Annotated in this window: 19 protein-coding genes; 13 read left to right on the top strand and 6 right to left on the bottom strand. The window is 44.0% G+C overall.

Features of this window, described 5'->3' with window-relative positions; genetic code table 11:
• Positions 1 to 2: 2 nt before the first annotated feature.
• The 6 genes from L3V23_RS00240 to pabB all read right to left on the bottom strand — a co-directional run bounded on the left by L3V23_RS00240 (position 3) and on the right by pabB (position 8,383).
• The gene (locus L3V23_RS00240; RefSeq protein WP_102953097.1) at positions 3 to 1,961 is read right to left on the bottom strand and encodes a MacB family efflux pump subunit; all 1,959 of its coding nucleotides are present in this window, start codon (positions 1,959 to 1,961) and stop codon (positions 3 to 5) included.
• Positions 1,961 to 3,142, bottom strand: coding sequence for an efflux RND transporter periplasmic adaptor subunit (locus L3V23_RS00235; protein WP_102965905.1), 1,182 nt, complete (start codon positions 3,140 to 3,142; stop codon positions 1,961 to 1,963). Before L3V23_RS00235 ends, L3V23_RS00240 begins: the two co-directional genes overlap by 1 nt.
• 185 nt (positions 3,143 to 3,327) lie before the next feature.
• On the bottom strand, positions 3,328 to 4,689 hold the full coding sequence (locus tag L3V23_RS00230; RefSeq protein ID WP_042487614.1) for an L-serine ammonia-lyase: 1,362 nt from the start codon (positions 4,687 to 4,689) through the stop codon (positions 3,328 to 3,330).
• 87 nt (positions 4,690 to 4,776) lie between these two features.
• Complete coding sequence (locus L3V23_RS00225; protein WP_042487611.1) at positions 4,777 to 6,030, bottom strand: aromatic amino acid transport family protein; 1,254 nt, start codon at positions 6,028 to 6,030, stop codon at positions 4,777 to 4,779.
• A gap of 265 nt (positions 6,031 to 6,295) precedes the next feature.
• On the bottom strand, positions 6,296 to 6,913 hold the full coding sequence (locus L3V23_RS00220) for a CoA pyrophosphatase (protein WP_042487608.1): 618 nt from the start codon (positions 6,911 to 6,913) through the stop codon (positions 6,296 to 6,298).
• 87 nt (positions 6,914 to 7,000) lie between these two features.
• Positions 7,001 to 8,383, bottom strand: a complete 1,383-nt coding sequence (pabB, locus tag L3V23_RS00215) for an aminodeoxychorismate synthase component 1 (protein ID WP_102965904.1) — start codon at positions 8,381 to 8,383, stop codon at positions 7,001 to 7,003.
• Positions 8,384 to 8,560: 177 nt separating this feature from the next.
• Here pabB and L3V23_RS00210 point away from each other — a divergent pair, with 177 nt between their 5' ends.
• The 13 genes from L3V23_RS00210 (at position 8,561) to L3V23_RS00150 (ending at position 20,649) form a co-directional block, all read left to right on the top strand.
• Entirely contained in the window at positions 8,561 to 10,078 is a 1,518-nt protein-coding gene (locus tag L3V23_RS00210) for a fumarate hydratase (RefSeq protein ID WP_042487602.1), read from the top strand.
• 123 nt (positions 10,079 to 10,201) lie between these two features.
• Positions 10,202 to 10,387, top strand: a complete 186-nt coding sequence (locus L3V23_RS00205) for a hypothetical protein (protein WP_042487601.1) — start codon at positions 10,202 to 10,204, stop codon at positions 10,385 to 10,387.
• A gap of 111 nt (positions 10,388 to 10,498) precedes the next feature.
• Positions 10,499 to 11,878: a YcjX family protein gene (locus L3V23_RS00200; protein WP_102965903.1), complete on the top strand. Its 1,380-nt coding sequence runs from the start codon at positions 10,499 to 10,501 to the stop codon at positions 11,876 to 11,878.
• Positions 11,875 to 12,897, top strand: a complete 1,023-nt coding sequence (locus L3V23_RS00195; protein WP_102965902.1) for a TIGR01620 family protein — start codon at positions 11,875 to 11,877, stop codon at positions 12,895 to 12,897. The genes L3V23_RS00200 and L3V23_RS00195 overlap by 4 nt, the downstream gene beginning before the upstream one ends.
• A gap of 102 nt (positions 12,898 to 12,999) precedes the next feature.
• Positions 13,000 to 14,544: a transcriptional regulator TyrR gene (tyrR, locus tag L3V23_RS00190; RefSeq protein WP_102965901.1), complete on the top strand. Its 1,545-nt coding sequence runs from the start codon at positions 13,000 to 13,002 to the stop codon at positions 14,542 to 14,544.
• Positions 14,544 to 15,122 (top strand): GNAT family N-acetyltransferase, encoded by a 579-nt coding sequence (locus L3V23_RS00185; RefSeq protein WP_102966066.1) that lies wholly within the window; start codon positions 14,544 to 14,546, stop codon positions 15,120 to 15,122. The genes tyrR and L3V23_RS00185 overlap by 1 nt, the downstream gene beginning before the upstream one ends.
• 1 nt (position 15,123) lies before the next feature.
• Positions 15,124 to 15,714, top strand: coding sequence for an HD domain-containing protein (locus L3V23_RS00180; protein ID WP_102965900.1), 591 nt, complete (start codon positions 15,124 to 15,126; stop codon positions 15,712 to 15,714).
• A gap of 9 nt (positions 15,715 to 15,723) precedes the next feature.
• The gene (locus tag L3V23_RS00175) at positions 15,724 to 16,197 is read left to right on the top strand and encodes a DUF2947 domain-containing protein (protein WP_102965899.1); all 474 of its coding nucleotides are present in this window, start codon (positions 15,724 to 15,726) and stop codon (positions 16,195 to 16,197) included.
• Positions 16,198 to 16,519: 322 nt separating this feature from the next.
• Entirely contained in the window at positions 16,520 to 17,941 is a 1,422-nt protein-coding gene (locus L3V23_RS00170; RefSeq protein WP_042487580.1) for an SLC13 family permease, read from the top strand.
• A 12-nt stretch (positions 17,942 to 17,953) separates the two neighbouring features.
• Complete coding sequence (locus tag L3V23_RS00165; protein WP_102965898.1) at positions 17,954 to 19,288, top strand: ATP-binding protein; 1,335 nt, start codon at positions 17,954 to 17,956, stop codon at positions 19,286 to 19,288.
• Positions 19,275 to 19,748, top strand: coding sequence for a response regulator (locus tag L3V23_RS00160; protein ID WP_042487574.1), 474 nt, complete (start codon positions 19,275 to 19,277; stop codon positions 19,746 to 19,748). The genes L3V23_RS00165 and L3V23_RS00160 overlap by 14 nt, the downstream gene beginning before the upstream one ends.
• A 167-nt stretch (positions 19,749 to 19,915) precedes the next feature.
• Positions 19,916 to 20,194: a DUF4242 domain-containing protein gene (locus L3V23_RS00155; protein WP_042487572.1), complete on the top strand. Its 279-nt coding sequence runs from the start codon at positions 19,916 to 19,918 to the stop codon at positions 20,192 to 20,194.
• Between the two features lie 233 nt (positions 20,195 to 20,427).
• On the top strand, positions 20,428 to 20,649 hold the full coding sequence (locus L3V23_RS00150) for a hypothetical protein (RefSeq protein WP_042487569.1): 222 nt from the start codon (positions 20,428 to 20,430) through the stop codon (positions 20,647 to 20,649).
• The last annotated feature ends 517 nt before the right edge of the window (positions 20,650 to 21,166 follow it).

Below are 21,166 nucleotides of genomic sequence, written 5' to 3'. Positions count from 1 at the left end.
GCTTACTCCCTAGATAACGCGTCAATTGGGTTTAACTGTGCGGCATTCTTTGCAGGAAGATAGCCAAACAGCACACCAATCAGGGTGGAGCATAGAAATGCAGAAACAATCGATGTTGTGGAATAAATCATAGTAAAACTACTGCCAAAGGAGGCGAACGCTACGCCAATCAAATATGCCATACCAATACCTATGGTACCGCCACACAAACAAACCAACACTGCTTCAATTAAGAACTGACGAAGAATGTCACTTTGCCTTGCTCCCACCGCCATACGCACGCCAATTTCACGTGTTCGCTCTGTTACTGAAACCAACATAATGTTCATAACGCCAATACCACCGACAATCAGTGAAATCACAGCAATAGCTGAAATTAGCAAGGTCATGGTTGCAGTGGTCTTAGTAATATTCTGTTGAATGGTATCGGTATTAATCGTGAAGAAATCTTCTGTACCGTGGCGCATTTTCAACAGCTGGATAATTGCCTGTTCTGCCGCTTCACTTGGTGTGTTGTCATCGACGCGCACCGAGATTCGGTTGAGATAGTTCTGCCCAACCATGCGCGCACTCACCGTGGTGTAAGGAACCCAAATGTTCAAAGAATCGCTGTTACCGAACGCACTTTCTTTTGCTTTAGTAATGCCTATGATTCGAACGGGTAGGTTACCGGCAAAAATAACTTCACCAATCGGGTTTTTATCAGGGAACAATGACTTAAGAGTATTGTTATCAATCACGGCTTCTTGAGCCATGTTGGCGACACTGGAATCATCCCAATACTGACCTTCAGCTAGCTCATAGCCACGGACGCGGAAGTAATCCGGACCCACACCTTGAACTGACGCTGTTACCGCTTGGTTGCCATATTTCAGAGTGACCGATGTGCTCAGTGTCGGTGTCACACTATCGACAAACTGCATGTTTTTCAGTGCGTCAGCATCGGCTGCAGTTAAGGTTCTGATCCTGCCTGAACGTCGGTCACCAAAACCTGTGCCTGGCATAACATCAATGGTGTTTGTCCCCATGGCAGAAATATTCTCTAGAATGGCTTTTTGCGAACCATTGCCCAACGCCACCACCGATACCACTGAAGCGATGCCGATAATAATACCGAGCATTGTCAGGAATGTTCTTAACCTGTGGTTGGACATCGCCACCAATGCCATTTTGAGCGCCTCCCACAAGTTGTCGAACAGATTACGACCTTTCTCAAGGACGTCCTTGGCTGGGGCATGTTTTACGCTGTCAACATTATCTGCAATGACTTCTTTCTTAGTGACGGTGTCACTCAATATTTCACCGTCTTTAATCTCAATAATTCGGTCAGCGTGCTGGGCGACTTTCAAATCGTGTGTCACGATGATGATAGTGTGACCAAGTTGATGTAGCTCTTGCAGCAGCATCATCATCTCTTCGCCGCTTTTACTATCCAACGCACCCGTCGGTTCGTCAGCCAGTATCACATCTCCGCCATTTACCAGTGCTCGGGCAACAGATACACGCTGTTGTTGACCACCACTCAATTGGCTAGGTTTATGATCAAGACGATCGGCAAGACCAAGGCGAGTGAGTAGCTTTTCTGCACGTTCCTGACGAGCTTTCTTATCGCTTCCTGCATAAATTGCAGGAATCTCAACGTTACCGACAGCGGTTAAATCACCCAGCAGGTGGTAACGTTGGAAGATAAAGCCAAAGTGTTCGCGACGCAGTTCAGCAAGTTGATCGGAATCGAGCTGTGAGGTGTTTCGACCATTTATCCAGTAGTCGCCGCGGCTTGGTTGGTCAAGGCAACCAAGGATGTTCATCAAGGTAGATTTACCCGAGCCGGATGTACCGACGATGGCAACCATCTCACCACGTTCAATAGTGAGGTTGACGTCTTTGAGTACCGTTAGCTCTTCGTCACCAGCCGCAAAGCTACGATAGATATGGGATATTTCGAGTAGCGGACGAGACATTAAAAGATCCTCGATTGGCCTATACGGCTTGAACGAGTGCCTGCGGAATTTGGTGTGCCAATGATAATCTGGTCACCTTCTTCTAGTCCGCTCGTTATTTCTGTAAATACTTTATTATTGATACCAATAGTCACATCACGCATTTCTTGCTGACCGTTAACCAATACCGGAACTTGATAATGTGGTGTTTTTCCCGGCTGTTTAATCACAACTTGGGCGGGAACCAATAAGGCGTTATCAGCTCTGTTCAACACAATGGATACTTGCGCTGTCATACCGATACGCAGCGTCTTGTCTGGGTTATCCACTTCGAACAGGCCATGGTAATAAATTGCTTCATCATTGCTGACAGAAAGGTCGCTGTCATCACCGTCCATAAGAGTAGGGCCCGGTTCAATAGCTCTTAAAGTCGCGTGATACTGATGGTTGGGTTTACCCAAAATAGTGAAATAAACAGGCAGCCCCGATTTGACGTTCACAACGTCTGCTTCTGAAATCTGAGCCTTAACCGTCATACGCTCAAGCTGAGCCAGTTCAATAATGGTAGGGGTAGTTTGGTTGGCGTTAACCGTTTGACCTTCTTCAACGGCGCTATAAACCACGGTGCCATCCATAGGTGCGGTAATTGTGGTGTAGCCGAGGTCAACTTGTGCGCTGTCGACACTGATCTTCGCTTGCTCCAACTCAGCTTTTAGCTGTTCAAGTTCTGCTTTGTAAACCGCCAGGGTAGCTTGTGCCGATTCATAGTCAGCTTGGGAGCTGGCTCTATCCGCAAGCATCGATTTCTGACGTGTATATTCTGATTGTGCCTGACGAATCTGTGCTTGCTTCGCACTGATTTGCGCTTTTAATTTGCTTAGTGATGCATTGGCTTCTTTTAGGCTGTTCTGCTGAGTGAGGCTGTCTATTTGAGCCACTAAGTCGCCTTGTTTGATTTCATCACCAAGCTTAACTCCCAGCTTTTCGATTTGGCCCGAGACTTGAGCACCAACTGCGACCAGTTTTGAGGCCTGCAACATACCAGTGGCAAGGACCGTGTTTTCAATATCGCCTCTTCGTACGGCTTCTGTGACGAAACTTGGTGGTGCTTCTTTTGGATAAAAGTAGTAACCAGCGCCACTCATACCTGCGATAAGAGTAAGCACGACGAAGACTTTTTTAGTTGTAATACGTATAGCCATGTGGGTTAAATGATTCCAAATGATGAAAAGCTGTAATGAGAACCATTTTTGAGCGAATCGCTTTTTTAAACAAGCGTTCAAAAAGTAAAACTAAGTAAAGGTAGGTCAAGAAGTTGAATTGAAGAAAAGAAAAAAGCCTAATAATAAATCATCAGGCTTTCGTAAATGAGATCAGATACTAACGATTAGCAGATTACTTTAACCGCTAAACCGCCTTGCGATGTCTCACGGTATTTCGCGTTCATGTCTTTACCTGTTTCCAGCATGGTTTCAATTACTTTATCGAGAGAAACACGTGGTGCTGAAGAACGGCGCATTGCCATACGGGTAGAGTTGATTGCTTTCACAGCAGCAATACCGTTACGCTCGATACATGGTACCTGTACTTGTCCTGCTACTGGGTCACACGTCAGACCTAAGTTGTGCTCCATGGCAATTTCAGCGGCCATACACACTTGCTCAGGGCTTCCACCTAGCAGTGCAGCTAGACCACCAGCAGCCATTGAACAAGCCACACCAACTTCGCCTTGGCAACCTACTTCAGCGCCAGAGATAGAAGCGTTTTGCTTGTACAAACCACCGATAGCACCAGACGCTGCGAAGTAACGAGTATAATCTTTCTCTGTTACTGTTTGGATGAACTTGTCGTAGTAAGCAAGTACTGCTGGGATGATGCCACATGCACCGTTAGTTGGTGCTGTAACCACACGACCACCCGCTGCGTTTTCTTCATTCACTGCGAAAGCGTACATGTTTACCCAGTCAACAACGGCCATTGGGTCGTTAGTGATTTTTTCCGAAGTCAAAAGCTGTTGGCGTAGAGCTGCTGCACGACGAGGCACACGTAGTGGGCCTGGAAGAATACCTTCAGTACCCATACCACGCTCCATACACTCTTGCATGGTTCTCCAGATGTTCGCGAAGTACTCTTTCACTTCAACATCAGTATGAAGAGCTTTCTCATTCTCCATTACTAGAGTGCTGATAGAAAGTCCGCTCTCTTTACACTGGTTAACAAGCTCTTCTGCAGAGTTAAACGGGTAAGGAACTGATACTTCAGTTTTTGCTTTTTGACCGAAATGCTCTTCATCAACAATAAAACCACCGCCGATAGAGTAGTAGGTTTTACTGTAAACAACTTCGTCACCGTTCCACGCATGAATTGACATGCCGTTTTCGTGTAAAGACAAGAAGCTCTTATGGAAAACCATGCCACCTTCACGTGGAAAAGCAACGGTATGATTGTGCGTACCAACAGGAAGACGTTCAGTCTGCTGAACGCTTTCAATAAAACCTGGAATACTGTCGATATCAACATGCTCAGGAGTGTTACCTGCTAAGCCCATGATGATAGCAATATCTGTATGGTGACCTTTCCCTGTCAGCGATAATGATCCATAAACGTCCACGGTAATTTTGGTGATGTCTTGTAGCTTATCCATTGCGCTTAAGTCATCAACAAATTGTTTACCGGCTTTCATTGGTCCAACTGTATGTGAGCTCGAAGGACCGATGCCAATTTTATAGATATCAAACACACTAATCATAGCGATTACCTCAAACTAAGCCTCCTGTAAAAAGGAGGCTTATTACTATTATATTTTTAGTTTAATCGGACTTTACAAAGTTTGGGATTAAAACGCGCCGTAGATTACAGAACTAATTGCTGCAAGACCACAAATAACTGTGAAAATTTGCACAGGAGCTGAAGTCTTGTACTTCGCCATCGCAGGAACTTTATGCATTGCGAACACAGGCATTAAGAATAGGATAGCAGCAATCATTGGTGCACCCATTGTTTCAATCATACCTAGGATGCTTGGGTTAACAATTGCAACGATCCAAGTAGTAAGAACGATGAACAATAGAGATGTTTTTTCAATCTTGCTTACTGGTGATTGTGAACGAGATTTGATTAGACCAACCAGACCTTCGTGAGCACCAAGGAAGTGACCGAAGTAGCTAGAAGTAATTGCAGCGAAAGCAACCAGTGGACCCATGTAAGAGATCAGCGGTGATTCATGAATGTTTGCTAGGTAAGACAATACAGAAATGTTCTGTGCTTTTGCTTCTGCTAGTTGCTCTGGAGAAAGAGAAAGAACAACAGAGAATACAAAGAACATAACAAAACCCATCAGCATCATAGCAGCGCCGCCAGTGATTGAATCAGTTTTCTGAACTGCTTCTTCACCGTATTTCATACGCTGTTCTTTAGAGAACTGAGAAATGATAGGGCTGTGGTTGAAAGAGAACACAATAATTGGGATTGCTAACCAAATGATTGAAGGCATTGAAGACCAATCAGGTGCTACTTCTACCATAGAGCTGTTCCACTCAGGGATAAGGTAGAAAGACAGAGCCAGTAGAATGGCTACAAGTGGGTATACCATTGCTGAAGTTGCTTTCAGCATCAGTTCTTTACCAAATAAAACACCTGCAGTCATTGCTGCGATCAATAAGCCAGATAGCAGCCAGCGAGGTATAGATTCCATACCTACTTGGTTTACTAGGAATGAATCAACCGTGTTAGTGATACCAACGCCGTAAATAAGAACGATAGGGTAAATAGCAAAAAAGTAAGCGAAAGTAATAAGGTTTGCGCCAGTTTTACCGAAATGTTCTTCTACCGTGTCAGTGATGTCTGCTTCAGGGTTTTTAGCTGACAGTACAAAACGAGCTAAGCTCTTGTGAGCGAACCATGTCATTGGGGCTGCGATCAATGCCAGAATTACTAATGGCCAAAAACCACCTGCACCCGCTTTAATTGGAAGGAAAAGTACACCTGCGCCTACAGCTGTACCAAAAAGTGAGAGAGTCCATGCAAAATCTTGATAAGTCCATTTATTAGAAGATTGTTCTGATTTTTCGATAGCAATCGATGTGTTCATTTTTTATATCTCAATTTTTTATGGGAAAATAATTTCGGGCGCAATTCTCTTTGTTTGTGTTGCAAAAATAGTTGATATAAATCACATCAACAGTTCTGTAGATAAGTTGTTTACTCAAAATAACAAGTAGATCACGAAATTTACGTGCCACACATGAGTTATTTTGAGGTATTTGATTAGAAAAACTAATAGTAAGCTTGAGTTTAATTAATTGTTATCGCTTTGTGCTCGAATAAAAAGCATTACTAATGTTAATGATATGGACTTATTTGTGAGAGATATTAATGTGACGTTGCAAAGCTTGGATGATTTGCGCCGTCATACCCCAGATGAAATGTCGCTGATAGGGGATGGCAAATATTCGATGCGGCTGACTTTTGACCTGAAAAATACCCGAATAGAGTTTGTTTTTGTCTAACAAATGATCGGCGGGGACTTCAAATACCTCTTCAACTTCGTTGGGATCAATCGTTGCCTGATAGTCAGGATTGATAAAAGCCATGATAGGAGTGACTGAAAACTTAGTTATGGTGACGATTTCGGGCAACTGACCGAAGGTTTCGATATCAGAAGCGGTAATTCCGATTTCTTCTTCTGCCTCTCGTATCGCTGTTCTGTACAGCGTCAGATCGCCTTCTTCGTATTTTCCACCCGGAAAGCTAATTTGACCGGGGTGATGTTTGAGATGTTCTGCGCGTTTGGTCAAAACAATATTTAACCCATGCTCTCTTTGTACAAATCCAATCAGTACAGATGCTTTGCGTAGTGAATCTCTTGGGATTTTGTCATAGCGACGCGTTGATTCAACATGATAATCAACGGGTTGATGAAGTTGGAATCGCTGTATTAGTTCCGTTTTCGTGAGCGGTGTTCTTGCTTTCATACTGACTCAATTGTTTTGTTTCTATGACATTAGAAAAGGTAACCAGATAAGCAATTTCATGAAGAAGCTGCTTATCTGGCGTTCAACTTATCTTTCTAATATAGGCAAAATTCTGCTCAGTTTGTCCAATGTTTCCTGAAATTCTGATTCACATTGGCTGTCCGCAACCACACCGCCACCAGCCCAAGCATAGATTTTGTGATTGTGCGCAACTAGGGTGCGAATTGTAATGCTAGTGTCCATTTGCCCGTGTCGGCTGATGTAACCAATCGAACCACAGTAAGCGCTGCGACGATGAGGTTCGAGTTCTTCGATGATTTCCATTGCACGCACTTTCGGTGCCCCTGTAATGGATCCGCCCGGAAAGCCTGCTTTGAGTAGATCACAAGCCGAATATTGGCTGTCTAGCTTGGCACGAATGGTACTGACAAGATGGTGAACCGCTGGGAAGCTCTCAATATGGAACAGTTTAGGTACGTGAACAGAGCCCGGCGCCGCGACACGACCAATGTCATTACGCAGCAAATCAACAATCATCAGATTTTCGGCTTGGTCTTTCTCAGCATGAGCAAGCTCTGATGCAAAAGCGTCATCTAATTGTTTATCTTGGCTTCTTGGTCGGGTGCCTTTAATCGGTTTGGTTTCGATTTCGTCTCCACGCAATTGTAAAAAACGCTCTGGCGAAACACTTAAAATTGCGCCGTCTTCAGTACGAATAAAGGCAGAAAAGGGTGCTTGGTTGTGGTTTTCTAACTTAAGGTACGCTTGCCATTCAGAGCCTTGATATTGAGCTTCGAAACGCTGTGCGAGGTTGATCTGATAACAATCTCCGGATTTCAAATATTCCTGAACCTGCGCAAATTTTTCAGCGTAGCTTTGCGGTGTCATGTTCGATTGCCAAGCCGTTGTAAGAGAGAATGCTTGTTTGGCTTTTGCGTCTTGGGCGTCGCTGTCTTGCATTTCCAGCCACTGCTGCGCCTGATCTAAGTTTACGCCAACCCATTGAGCCGTTTTGCTGTGGTGATCGACCACAATTGCCCACTCATAAATACCCACCGCCATATCTGGCATATTGATATCGTGCTTGGCAAGAGTAGGGAGTTTCTCGACTCTGCGGCCTAAATCATATGAAAAATAGCCGACTGCACCGCCAACAAATGGCAGGCTCTCACTATAGCTTTGCTTAGGCAGATACTGATTTTGCAAAGTAGCGAGCAGTGCAAATGGGTCTTCTAAGGATGAAGTTACACCAGAGGGTTCAGTGATGATGGTTTCTTCACCAGTGGCTGTGAGAGTGGCTATTGGATTCGCCACCAGAATGTCGTAGCGGCTGTCGATATGTGTCTCAGAAGCCGAGCGTAACAGCATGGCCCAAGGATGATTTTCTACCGTTGAAAACAGTTGAGTTGCAATATCCGTATGATAGGTAAGTGCTTTTGACTGAATGATTTTTTGTTCGTTGTTATTCATTTTAATAAATTGTCATTTTAGTAATTTGTGACAAAGAGACCGTTCACCGAATGGCGCGTTGAGGAAAGCAAGAGTATCATAAAGCCACTTGATGGGCTCACCAATTCCATGCAATTTTCTGATTCAAAGGTAAGCTCTTTAAAGCTCAAGGAAGCATAACAATAAAAGAGGCAAGCAATGACGGTAATTCGACAACAAGACGTAATCAGTAGTGTAGCTGATGCTCTACAATACATTTCTTACTATCACCCGCTAGATTTTGTCAAAGCCCTAGAAGAAGCCTACAACAAAGAAGAAAGCCAAGCTGCGAAAGATGCTATCGCGCAAATCTTGATTAACTCTCGCATGTCAGCAGAAGGCCACCGTCCTATCTGTCAAGACACAGGTATCGTAACGTGCTTTGTTAACATTGGTATGGCTGTTCAGTGGGACTCTACTGATATGACGGTTCAGCAAATGGTGGACGAAGGTGTTCGTCAGGCATACACCAATCCGGACAACCCACTACGTGCATCTGTTTTGATGGATCCTGCTGGTAAACGTATTAACACCAAAGACAACACGCCAGCGGTTGTACATATCAATATGGTTCCGGGTAATAAAGTTGAAATTCAAATCGCGGCTAAAGGCGGCGGTAGTGAAAACAAAACCAAAATGGTGATGCTTAACCCGTCTGACGATATTGCAGAATGGGTAGAGAAAACATTGCCAACAATGGGCGCTGGCTGGTGTCCTCCGGGTATGCTAGGTATTGGTATCGGCGGTACGGCTGAGAAAGCGGCAGTACTGGCAAAAGAATCCTTGATGGAACATATCGATATTCATGAGCTGATTGCTCGTGGCCCACAAAATGCGGAAGAAGAACTGCGTATTGATATCTTCAACCGTGTAAACAAATTGGGTATCGGTGCGCAAGGTCTTGGCGGTTTAACAACCGTTGTTGACGTTAAAATCAAAACAGCGCCGACACACGCAGCTTCTAAACCTGTATGTTTGATTCCAAACTGTGCAGCAACGCGTCACGTACATTTCACCCTTGACGGTTCAGGCCCAGCGGAACTAACACCACCGAAGTTAGAAGATTGGCCACAAATCACTTGGGAAGCTGGTTCGAATACTCGCCGAGTTAACTTAGATACGGTGACGGCAGAAGAAGTTCAGTCTTGGAGAACGGGTGAAACGGTACTGCTTTCAGGCAAGATCCTTACAGGCCGTGATGCTGCGCATAAGCGTATTCAAACCATGCTGCAAAATGGTGAGAAGTTACCTGAAGGTGTCGATCTAAAAGATAAGTTTATCTACTACGTCGGCCCTGTTGATGCTGTAGGTGATGAAGCGGTTGGTCCTGCTGGCCCAACAACCTCAACGCGTATGGATAAATTTACTGACATGATGCTGGAAGAAGTAGGCATTATGGGCATGATTGGTAAAGCAGAGCGTGGCGCTGCAACGGTTGAATCGATTAAGAAACACAAAGCGGTTTATCTGATGGCAGTGGGTGGCGCAGCTTACCTTGTTGCTAAAGCGATTAAGAAAGCTCGTGTGGTTGCTTTTGAAGACTTAGGTATGGAAGCGATCTACGAGTTCGAAGTGGAAGATATGCCAGTAACTGTTGCAGTTGATTCTACAGGTACAAATGCACACCAAACTGGTCCGGATACTTGGCGCGTAAAAATCGCTGAAGCTGCCAAGTAATTCTTAATAAAGATAATATTGACCAATAAATCACAAAAAGTGCGGCGAAAGCGGCACTTTTTGTCTATATAATGCTTTAATAATTATTAGCTTGTTAACTTATTGAAACGTCAGGAGAGCATGATGCCTCGCTTTATAAAAATTCTTCAGATCCTCATAGCCGTGGTTATCGGTGCTTTTGTGGGCTACGACCTTATTCTTCATGGGATCAGTATCTTTGATGATAAGTACGTAACGATTACCTGCGTGCTGTTCGTGATGTTGGAAATCGCACTGTTTGTTATCTACAAGCTGATTGAAGAAGATTAACCGTTTAAAAACGAATACTAAGCCTCTGATTTTATTCAGGGGCTTTTTTATTCATCTCGTATTAAGATTAACAACGTCATGATGCGCTAAAGATTTTCTGGGAGACTGTCAATGAAGCGAATTCGCCAAGAAGTGAATGACTTAATTAATCGTGGTTTAGATGCCCATGTGAGATTAGCCGTGACGGGGCTATCCCGTGCAGGCAAAACCGCATTTATTACGTCGTTGGTGAATCAACTGCTGCATACGTCCACACATGATAATTTGCCACTGCTTGCCGCAGCGCGAGATAAGCGAATTATCGGCGCGAAACGTGTCCCACAAACCAACCTAATGGTGCCGCGTTTTGGTTATGACGAAGCAATGGCGCAACTGCACTCTATGCCACCAGAGTGGCCGGTGCCAACTCGCGATGTGAGTGAAATTCGTTTAGCTATCAAGTACAAAACTAAGAAACGGACCAAAAAGTTATTGAGCAGTACTTCGACTCTGTATCTGGATATTATCGATTATCCGGGTGAGTGGCTGCTTGATTTGCCGATGCTTGAGCTGGATTTTGCTACGTGGTCTGCACAGCAATTCAATGCCTTGCATGGCGTTAGAGCCGAACTGGCGAAACCTTGGCTTGAAGAGCTAGACAAACTCGATTTGAGTGAAGAAGCGAATGAAAAAACACTCGCGCACATTGCTTCGCTATATACAGACTATCTGCACGAATGTAAGGAGTCTGGGTTGCATTGGGTTCAGCCGGGAAGATTTGTCTTACCTGGAGAGCTGGAAGGGGCTCCTGTACTGCAATTCTTCCCGTGCCGAAATATTGAAGCTGCGACCAAGGCTGATAAACAAAGTGTTTTATCTCTGCTGAAAAAGCGTTATGAGGAATATCAGAACAAGGTTATTAAAGCCTTCTACAAACACCATTTCTCAACATTTGATCGTCAAATCGTACTGGTCGACTGCCTTTCCCCTCTGAATGATGGTCACGAATCTTTTATGGATATGCGCAGCGCGCTTGAACAAATCATGCATAGCTTCCGCTATGGCAGAAATGGCTTATTGAAACGCATCTTTTCTCCCAAGATCGATAAAGTGCTGTTTGCAGCCACCAAAGCCGACCACATAACCCCCGATCAATATGGGAACTTAGTGTCGCTGCTTCAGCAGATGATTCATCCTGCTTGGCAGTCAGCGGCGTATGAAAACATTGAGATGAGCTGCATTAGCATGGCCTCAGTTCGTGCAACCAAATCCGGTCATATTGATACTAATGAAGGTAGAGTTCCGGCTATTCAGGGTTTGACTGAAGCAGGAGAGTCGCTCACTTTGTATCCGGGAGAAGTGCCTAACAAGTTGCCAAATCCTGATTTTTGGCAAAAGAGCCGTTTCGATTTCACTTCGTTCCGACCTGCGAGCATGAATCATGATGAGCCTTGTCAGCATATTCGCGTAGACAAAGCGTTGGATACTTTGATTGGAGATAAGCTGCAATGAGCGATTTAAAAGCGAAACAAGTCTTCACTCAGTCGTTAGACAAAGAAAATGACAAAGTAGAACTTACTGCGCAAAAGCAGTTTACCGCACAAGAGAAGTTCGTCCCTTCAGTCGCTGAGATTGAAGAAAGCAATATTGAAACGCAACTAGAGCAAATTATCCGACCTAAGCGCGGTCGTCGCTGGTTGGCTTCCGGCTTATTAGTAGGCTTTGGCGGCCTTGTTACTTGGCAGGCGATAGACTCTGTGATTCAGGCGGTTCAAACATCAGATTGGTTAAGCCTTGGCTGGACAGGATTTATCGCCACGCTTGCATCGCTAGGACTAGGTGCGATAGGTCGAGAGCTCTGGAAACTCCGCAAGTTGAGAAATCATTTTTCAACTCAGGAGCAAGCGGAAGTGTTAATGACCAAAGATGTGGTAGGTCAGGGTGAAGCGTTTTGCGAGTCTTTGGCAAAACAAGGTGGAGTGCTGACTACGTCGCCAGCTTATGAACGCTGGAAAAACAGTGTTAGTGACAGTCACAGCGATGCTGAAATTTTAGATATGTATGATGCTATGGTGGTGAGCGAACAAGATAAAAAAGCCACTCAGCTTGTGTCTAAGTTCTCAACCGAAGCGGCTGCATTAGTGGCGATAAGTCCGTTAGCGATTGCAGATATGTTGCTGGTGGCTTGGCGCAACTTCACCATGATTGATCAACTTGCGCAGTTGTATGGTGTTGAGCTTGGGTATTGGTCACGATTGAAACTGTTTAAATCTGTATTGGTTAACATGGCCGCAGCAGGGGCAAGCGAACTGGTGATCGATGCCAGTATGGATCTGCTTTCTATGGATTTAGCGGGCAAAGTGTCGGCGCGTGCAGGACAGGGTATCGGTGTGGGTATCTTAACGGCACGTTTAGGTTTAAAAGCAATGACATTGTTACGTCCGTTACCATGGCATAAAGATCGCGCTGTAAAATTGAGCGCAATACGCAAACAAATCGTTACGAAAGTCACCGCGTTGACCGTGAAATAAGAGAAAACTCGCGACAGGCACACAGATTACTTGACGCATTTCAGCCCTTGATAGAAACTACTGTCAACTTTTCGTGACACTTTCTTATTGGGAAATCATTCTGTGCGCCTTGAAGTATTTTGCGAAGATAGACTTGGTCTGACTCGAGAACTCCTCGACATACTCGCCTCTAAAAATATCGATTTACGTGGTATCGAAATCGATATTTCCGGAATCATTTACTTAAACTGTCCAGACATTGATTTTGAAACTTTCAGTGAGTTAATGGCTGAAATTCGTAGAATTTCCGGTGTTAAAGACGTACGTAAAATTCAGTTTATGCCAATGGAAAGGCACAATACGGAACTGATTTCCTTATTGAACAATTTGCCTGATGCGGTGCTATCCATTGACCTGAAGGGCTCTGTCGATATGGCTAACCATTCTGCATTGTCTCTGTTTAACAAAGACAATGGCGATATGAATGGTGTACACATCTCAACGTTGTTACCAAGTTTCAATTTCCAGCGTTGGATAGAAGGCAGCAAGTCTCGTCTGCGCGAGGAGATCGTGTTGGATGGTCTGGATTACTTAATGGAAATGATGCCTGTGTACATCACTGGCGAATCCAAAGAATCTACCTTTGCCAGCGCTATGATGATCATTCGCCCTCGAGTCACCGGTGTTGCAACTGAAACTCAGCTGTCTCTGCATAACAACCTTGGTTTCGAGCACTTTGTCGGTATTTCGAATCGCCATAAGGCACTTATCACACAAGCGAAAAAGCTTGCGATGCTCGATCAACCATTGTTGATCGAAGGGGATACGGGGACAGGTAAAGAGATGCTTGCCCGAGCTTGTCATAATCGTTCAGACCGTGCTGATCATCCATTCTTAGTTTTAAGCTGTGCGTCTATGCCAGATGATGTGGCTGAGACTGAGTTGTTTGGTCATGCTCCGGGTTCGTTCAACCATGAGCAAGGTCATAAAGGTATCTTTGAACAAGCCAATGGCGGCACAGTACTGCTGGATGAAATCGGTGAAATGAGTCCTCATCTGCAAATTAAGCTGCTACGTTTCTTGCAAGATGGCACTTTCCGCCGCGTTGGTGAAGAACACGAAATCCATGTCAATGTACGTGTGATTGCTTCTACACGTTATAAGCTGGCTGAGTTGGCAGAATCCGGCAAGTTCCGCGAAGACCTTTTCTACCGTCTCAATGTACTGACTTTGACTATTCCACCTTTACGAGAGCGCCCGAGTGATGTTCAGCCTCTGTTGGAATTGTTTATTGCCAAGCACACTGCAAAACTCGGTATGGCTAAGCCGAAACTGGACGAAGGTTTGCTCGATCAACTGGCTTTGTATCAATGGCCGGGCAATATTCGTCAGCTAGATAATATGGTTTTACGTGCACTTACTGAGTTGCAAGATGATGTGCTTACTGCTGAACTTTTCCATCTGCCACAGTTGGAAAGCAATAATGTGGGTGTCACCAATATTAATCTTGATGGCTCACTGGACGACATCATGAAAGATTACGAAGCTCAAGTGCTTGACCGTTTGTATCAGTCTTTCCCTTCAAGCCGCAAACTGGCTAAGCGCCTAGACGTCTCACACACCTCTGTTGCCAACAAGCTTCGAGATTATGGAATTAAGAAACGTTGATTGAATCGAACAGCACGCCAACGTCAGTCTATGAAACTGATGGCGAAATACTACTGGTTACCGCTCAGTTCAGCGATGCTGAGCGCATTGCCCAATACTTCAAAGAGAACCGAGAACACCTAAAGCCATGGGACCCTGCGCGTGAAGAAGCCTTCTTTACTGCAGAAGGTTGGCAGCAGAGACTACTTAAGCTCATCGAGGTACATAAACTTTCTTTGGGTTACTACCTGCTGATTATTGATGCCAAGACCGATAAAATGCTTGGCACTATTTCATTCAGTAACTTAAATCGCTTTCCTATTTATACTTGCAACGTTGGGTATTCACTTGCCTGTGATGCACAAGGCAAAGGAACCATGACCCGCGCATTGCAAATGGCATGCAACTACATGTTTTCTGTTCAGAATATGCATCGCATTATGGCGGCTTATATCCCTCGGAATAAACGCAGTGAAAGTGTACTCGAACGTGTAGGTTTCTCACACGAAGGGCATGCCAAAGACTACATTCTGATTAACGGTAAGTGGGAAGATCACAACCTGATGTCACTGATCAACGCGCATTGGAAAGAGGAATAATATGAATCAGCGATTGCAACAACAACTCAGTCTTGTTTTAGAATTGGACAGATTAAAATCTGTGTTGCGTCGTACCCGTATTCAATGTGCGGAAGATAGACTAGAAAACAGTGCTGAGCACAGTTGGCACGTCGCTATGATGGCATTGGTGATGCAAGAGCATGCAAATGAACCTGTCGAGATTAGTCGGGTTCTGAAAATGTTATTGATGCATGACATGGTTGAAATTGATGCTGGCGACACCTTTGTATATGATGCAGCAGCTTCAAAAGAGCAAGCGCAAAAAGAGCTGGCTGCTGCTGAAAGGTTGTTCGGTTTATTACCAGACGATCAGGCGGAAGAGTTATTTTCTCTATGGCGTGAATTCGAAGCCGCCGAAAGCGCGGATGCCCAATTTGCCAAAGCGCTCGACAGATTGATTCCTATGATGCTGAATTTCAACAATCAGGGGATTGGTTGGAGAGAAAATAACGTAACTCGCCAACAAGCATTAACCGTGAATCGACGTATTGACGATGGTTCACATACGCTGTGGGAATATGCGCAGCAAATGATTGAACAAGCCACCGAAAATGGATGGCTCAAAGCCTAAGGACATTTCATGTCGTATTTGCCTTTGGATGATTACCAAAGAAAATGGATTTTTACCCATCAATCTATGCCAGTTCCAGAAGAGGATTTGGCACAGATAAAACCTATGACTCAAATTCGCGCTGCTCAGTATTGGAAAGAGAACTTAAGCTCGCAGAGCCCAGATGCCGAGCGTTTCAGCTCTCAAGACTGGCCTAGCAAGGCAGACAGTTGGTCGAACGAAATAGACTGGATGGCTGAGTGGGAGAGTGATGATGAAGCTCTACCACAAGCTGTATTAGAACACATTGACTGGCAAGACGATGTTACTGTCTATTTCTGTTATGAAAAATACAATGTGATTGAAACCAAATGGTCCGTATTTAAACGTCACTGGAAGAACTTCTTATTCTATGATGATGGTCCTATTCTCCTTGCTCGTCGTCGCAAAGAAGCGCTGTGGTTTAAAACCAATGGCAAAGTGAAATTAGGCACCCACGATTAAACCCAATCCGGCTTAGGCCGGATTTTTCTTTTTCTTCATTCGGTTATCTTGATGCTATAGGGCCGAGTTTGTGTCTAAGCCCTCATTTTTGACATGTTGTTTTGAAGGAACACTGAATCGTTGATCTCACTCCTAACTTTTTGTTTTCGCTCTTCCATAATGTATCCGTTAGTTTGAATTCTGGTGTCATATCAAAACCTGTCATTTTTCTTTCAAGCATTTGCGCTATGAAAATCGCTTAGGGCAATAAAGAACAGATAGTGATTGGTCTTGAAACTCCATTTTTTCAGATTGGTTTAACCAGCAGCAAGGAAGAGCATCGATGGTACGCCCTTACTTAAAATTTATTATTCCAATTGTAATACCTTTACTTATTTTGCTTATGCCGTTGTCGGCTTTTCCATTCGACGGTTTGACGCTTATTCAGCAACGTGTCATTGCAATCTTTTTGCTTGCTGCCCTGTTGTGGGTGTTTGAACCAATTCCAATCTACGCTACTTCGGTTGTTATCATTGTCCTTGAATTGCTGATGCTTTCTAACAAAGGGCTTATTCTGTTTCGTTTAAACGAATCGCAACCCGAGTTTGGGCAACTGCTTAAATACAGCGACATTATGGCAACCTTCGCAAGCCCAATTATTATGCTGTTTCTCGGCGGTTTCTTTTTGGCGATGGCGGCAACTAAGTATCGATTGGATGTCAACTTAGCTCGGGTATTACTCAAGCCATTTGGTCAGAATCCTAAATACGTCATGCTTGGCTTAATGCTGATCACGGGCGTTTTTTCGATGTTTATGTCCAATACTGCAACTACTGCGATGATGCTTTCTATTTTGGCGCCCGTTATTGCTGTGTTTGGGCCGAAAGATCCGGGACGGATAGCGTTTGCTCTGTGTATTCCTGTTGCAGCTAATATTGGCGGGATAGGAACCCCTATCGGAACACCGCCAAATGCCATCGCTCTTAAATATCTCGTCGGTGACAATCTCATTACTTTTGGTGAATGGATGGCGTTTGGTGTGCCGTTTGTGGTTGTCATGATGGCATTGTCGTGGTTTTTAATTTGCTCACTATACAAAGCTGATCAGCAACGAATTGAGCTGACGATTAAAGGCAAATTCCTTAAGACTCCCAAGGCTTTGGTGGTGTATATCACTTTTGCCGCGACCATATTGCTCTGGTTGGTGGGGGATTTACACGGTATGAACTCGTATACCGTGGCTTTAATTCCCGTCGCAGTATTCTCAGTAACAGGGATCATCAACAAAGAAGATTTGAAAAAGATATCTTGGGATGTGCTCTGGCTGGTATCCGGTGGTATCGCTCTGGGTCTGGCGTTAGATAAAACAGGGTTAGCCGCTCTGGTTGTTCACAGCATTCCTTTCGGTGATTTTTCGCCTTACGTGGTGTTGTTTGGTGCTGCGTTGTTATGTCTGCTAATGGCAAACTTTATGTCTCATACTGCGACCGCAAACTTACTTATGCCGATAATGGCAGCATTGGGCGCTTCAATGACATCTCTTAGCGCACTAGGTGGTGAAGTTACGTTGATTTTAGTGGTGACCTTTGCTGCCTCTTTGGGCATGTCGTTACCGATCAGTACACCTCCTAATGCTTTGGCTCATGCTACTGGTTACGTGCAAAGTAACCAGATGGCAAGAGTTGGTGTTGTACTTGGACTCGTAGGGGTGTTGTTGAGTTTTGTCATGGTTGCGGCTTTGAATGTGATCGGATTCATCGGTTAGTCGGCAAATAGCATGAATGAACAAGAACGCACGCTTGTAGAGCGTTACTTCAGAAACATTGAGAGAACGATAACCCTGTCAGCGGGCAGTAAAGTGATTCAGCAAGACGGTTACAATGACCGACTTTACTATGTCCATTCTGGTGAACTGGTGGGGGATTTTGAAGAGTATGAAGGTCGCCATGTAAAGGTGTTTTCTGCATCAAAAGGCGCGTTTATTGGCGTACACAGTTTCTTTTCTGGAACATGGACGGCTTCTTCAACGGTTGTGGCTCAAACGGAAGTAAAACTCAGTTGGATAGACAGGCACTGTGAAGCCGTAGAGGTAGAAAAATTCGGCCCACTCAGTACTCAATTTATGCCGGTCATTGTTGCGGAGTTAAATCGTCGCCAGCGTCGAGCGCATCAGGAAGCGGTAGAAAAAGAGAAAGCGTTGGAAAAACTGCACTCCGCAGAACAGATGACCACATTGGCACAGTTAGCTGCGGGCATTTCTCACGAGCTAAACAATGCAATAGGTGTAGTTAGCAGTAAGAGCGAACGTCTTGAAAGCCTTTTTATGGAACTGTTGGAAGAGGTTCATCCCGAGGCCAGCCAGTTCTTTGATTATGGATTAATGCATGGTCAAAAAGTCTCTTCCAGTGAAGCTAGACGGCGAGGATTGATACTAGAACGTAAGTATCAACTTCCTAAAAACGTTGCGAGAGAACTTGCACGCGCCGTACCGGAAGACGAACTGTCTTCTCATTGGATAAGTAACGCGAATCTCGCCATTCGTTACTGGCAAATGGGCAGGGATTTACACGATTTACGTGTGGCGTCGAGCCACACTGTAGGCATTGTGAAGTCCGTTAAGCAGCTTGCAAGAAGTGAAGTCAATCTCAATGAAGAGCTAGACATTAACGACACAATAAACCGAGCGCTGACCCTTTTGCAAAGCGACTTGCGTAGAGTTTCAGTAAGAATGAGACCGGGCAATTTACCTAAGTTAAAAGGATCGCAAACAGAATGGGTTCAGGTGTGGGTCAACATCGTTAAGAACGCTTGTGATGCCATGATGGTGACGCCGGAGCCAAGATTAGATATCCAAACCAAATATAGTAAGCATCGTCTTCTCGTCACCTTGACCAATAACGGGCCTGAAATCGATGAAGCGACAAGGCGGAAAATCTTTCAACCAAGCTTCACTACTAAGAAAGATGGGTTGTCGTTTGGTTTAGGTTTGGGGTTGTCTATCGTTAAGCGAATCGTTTCAAGTTATGGCGGAAGTATCGCGGTCAAAAGCGATCAAGACGCAACCATTTTCAGAATAAAGTTACCAGTAGAGGATGACCATGGAGAAACTTAATATCATATGCGTGGATGACCAGAGGGAAGTGCTAAGCGCAGTGTTACAAGACCTAGAGCCTCTCTGCTTCTGGCTGAATATCGAAGACTGTGAGTCAGCCTCTGAAGCGTTAGAACTTATGGATGAACTCGATGCTAACGGCGAGTATGTTGCTTTGGTGATCTCAGACCATGTTATGCCAGAAAAAACAGGTGTTGAACTCCTTACAGAAATTAGTGCAGATGCTCGTTTTACCTATACTAAAAAAGTTCTGCTCACCGGACAGGCAACCCATTCTGACACTATAAATGCAATTAATAGTGCTGGTATTAATCGCTACTTTGAAAAGCCTTGGGGCACAAGAGAGTTAGTGGAATGTGTCAGAACATTAGTCACTGAGTTCATATTTGATAAAGGTCTTGATTATACTGAATGGCAGAGTAATTTAGACCAGTCTGTTGTTTTGAATCGACTGCGTTAAGGGTTGTTTTTTTACGACCAAGTGGGCATAACTTCAAATTGGTAAAGTGTATATATACGCGCCTTGTGTAACATTTTGTTTATTGGTTAGTTTGAGAATAATTCTTATTTTATTGATCACCTCTAATGCTTTTGGACTAAAATTGAACTGAGCGAAAGGAGGTAATTATGCCTAAATATGTTATCGAGAGAGAAGTTGAAGGTGCCAGTAATCTTACACCGAAAGAACTTCAGGATATTGCTCAAACATCTTGTGGAGTACTGCAGCAACTTGGCCCTAAAATACAGTGGCAAGAGACCTATGTTACTCCCAACAAAATCTATTGCGTTTTTATAGCGGAAAATAAAGAACTCGTCCGTAAGCATGCTGAAATGGGAGGATTCCCAGCCAACCAAATTAACGAAGTAACATCTGTTATAGACCCAACTGCTGCTGAGGTAGCTTAGTGGGGCAGTAAACGTTCGTTAATTTATTTTAAGTACTCCTGAACTTTAATGGTTAATGTTTAGGAGTGCTCATACCTCATTACCTTTGTCTACTAATGTATCCAATCAGAACACTCTATCCGTCTGATATCCCGCCAATTCTTTAAGTCACTCGCATAAATCCATGTGCATTTAAGTGCGTATTTATCAATGGCGTATATTCGCTAAGTGTTTAACGCTAAGAGGATATACCGATGATTAGATACTGCAAGCGTTGCAAAGCTCCGACAGAGCATAAAGAGAGTTTAGTGCGCAAACCGTCGAGTTATGATCGAGACAAATCTATAGCTGGGCGTTGCATGTTGTTGATACATGAATTCATCAACGGCGGTCACTACTACAACATGAACCGCTATGTCACCTGCACAATCTGCGGCAAAAAAGTACTTGAAAATATGGGAAACGAGTTTGAGTGAGTTTTTTGCGCAATAAAATTACTTAGAAATTAGAAATGGAGGAATCAACTTGTATATATGGAATATTAACCAGTTAAAACAGGATATTAAACGTAACCAACTAACGGAAACAGATCGCTTTATCTATCTGTTCATATACTTGCTTTTTATGACCATCACTATAGAAATCTTGAGCTTCGCTCCTGACAGATACGAATTTAATGAGTGGTATCTGACGAGTTTTATAGCGAATTTAATCATACTCTTCATTGGTACTTACGCAACGTACCATGTTAATGGTGGCAATAACGGTTTTGATTTTCTAGGAAAATATTTCAGCTTAGGTTTTGTCGTTACAGTTCGTTTTATAGTGTTTTTGATACCGATAGCGTTTGTTAATTCGTTGGTGTTTTCCACCCATCTAGAGTCAGGAAAAACTTTTTCTACTGAAGGTTTGGAAACGATGTTGTATATCATCTGGAATGCACTTTTATACTGGTATCTGTATAAACAGTTCAAAGACATACAAAATTAAATT

The organism is Vibrio sp. A1-b2 (assembly GCF_021726015.1).
Lineage (GTDB): Bacteria > Pseudomonadota > Gammaproteobacteria > Enterobacterales > Vibrionaceae > Vibrio > Vibrio diazotrophicus.
This window is presented reverse-complemented; position numbering and strand designations above follow the sequence as displayed.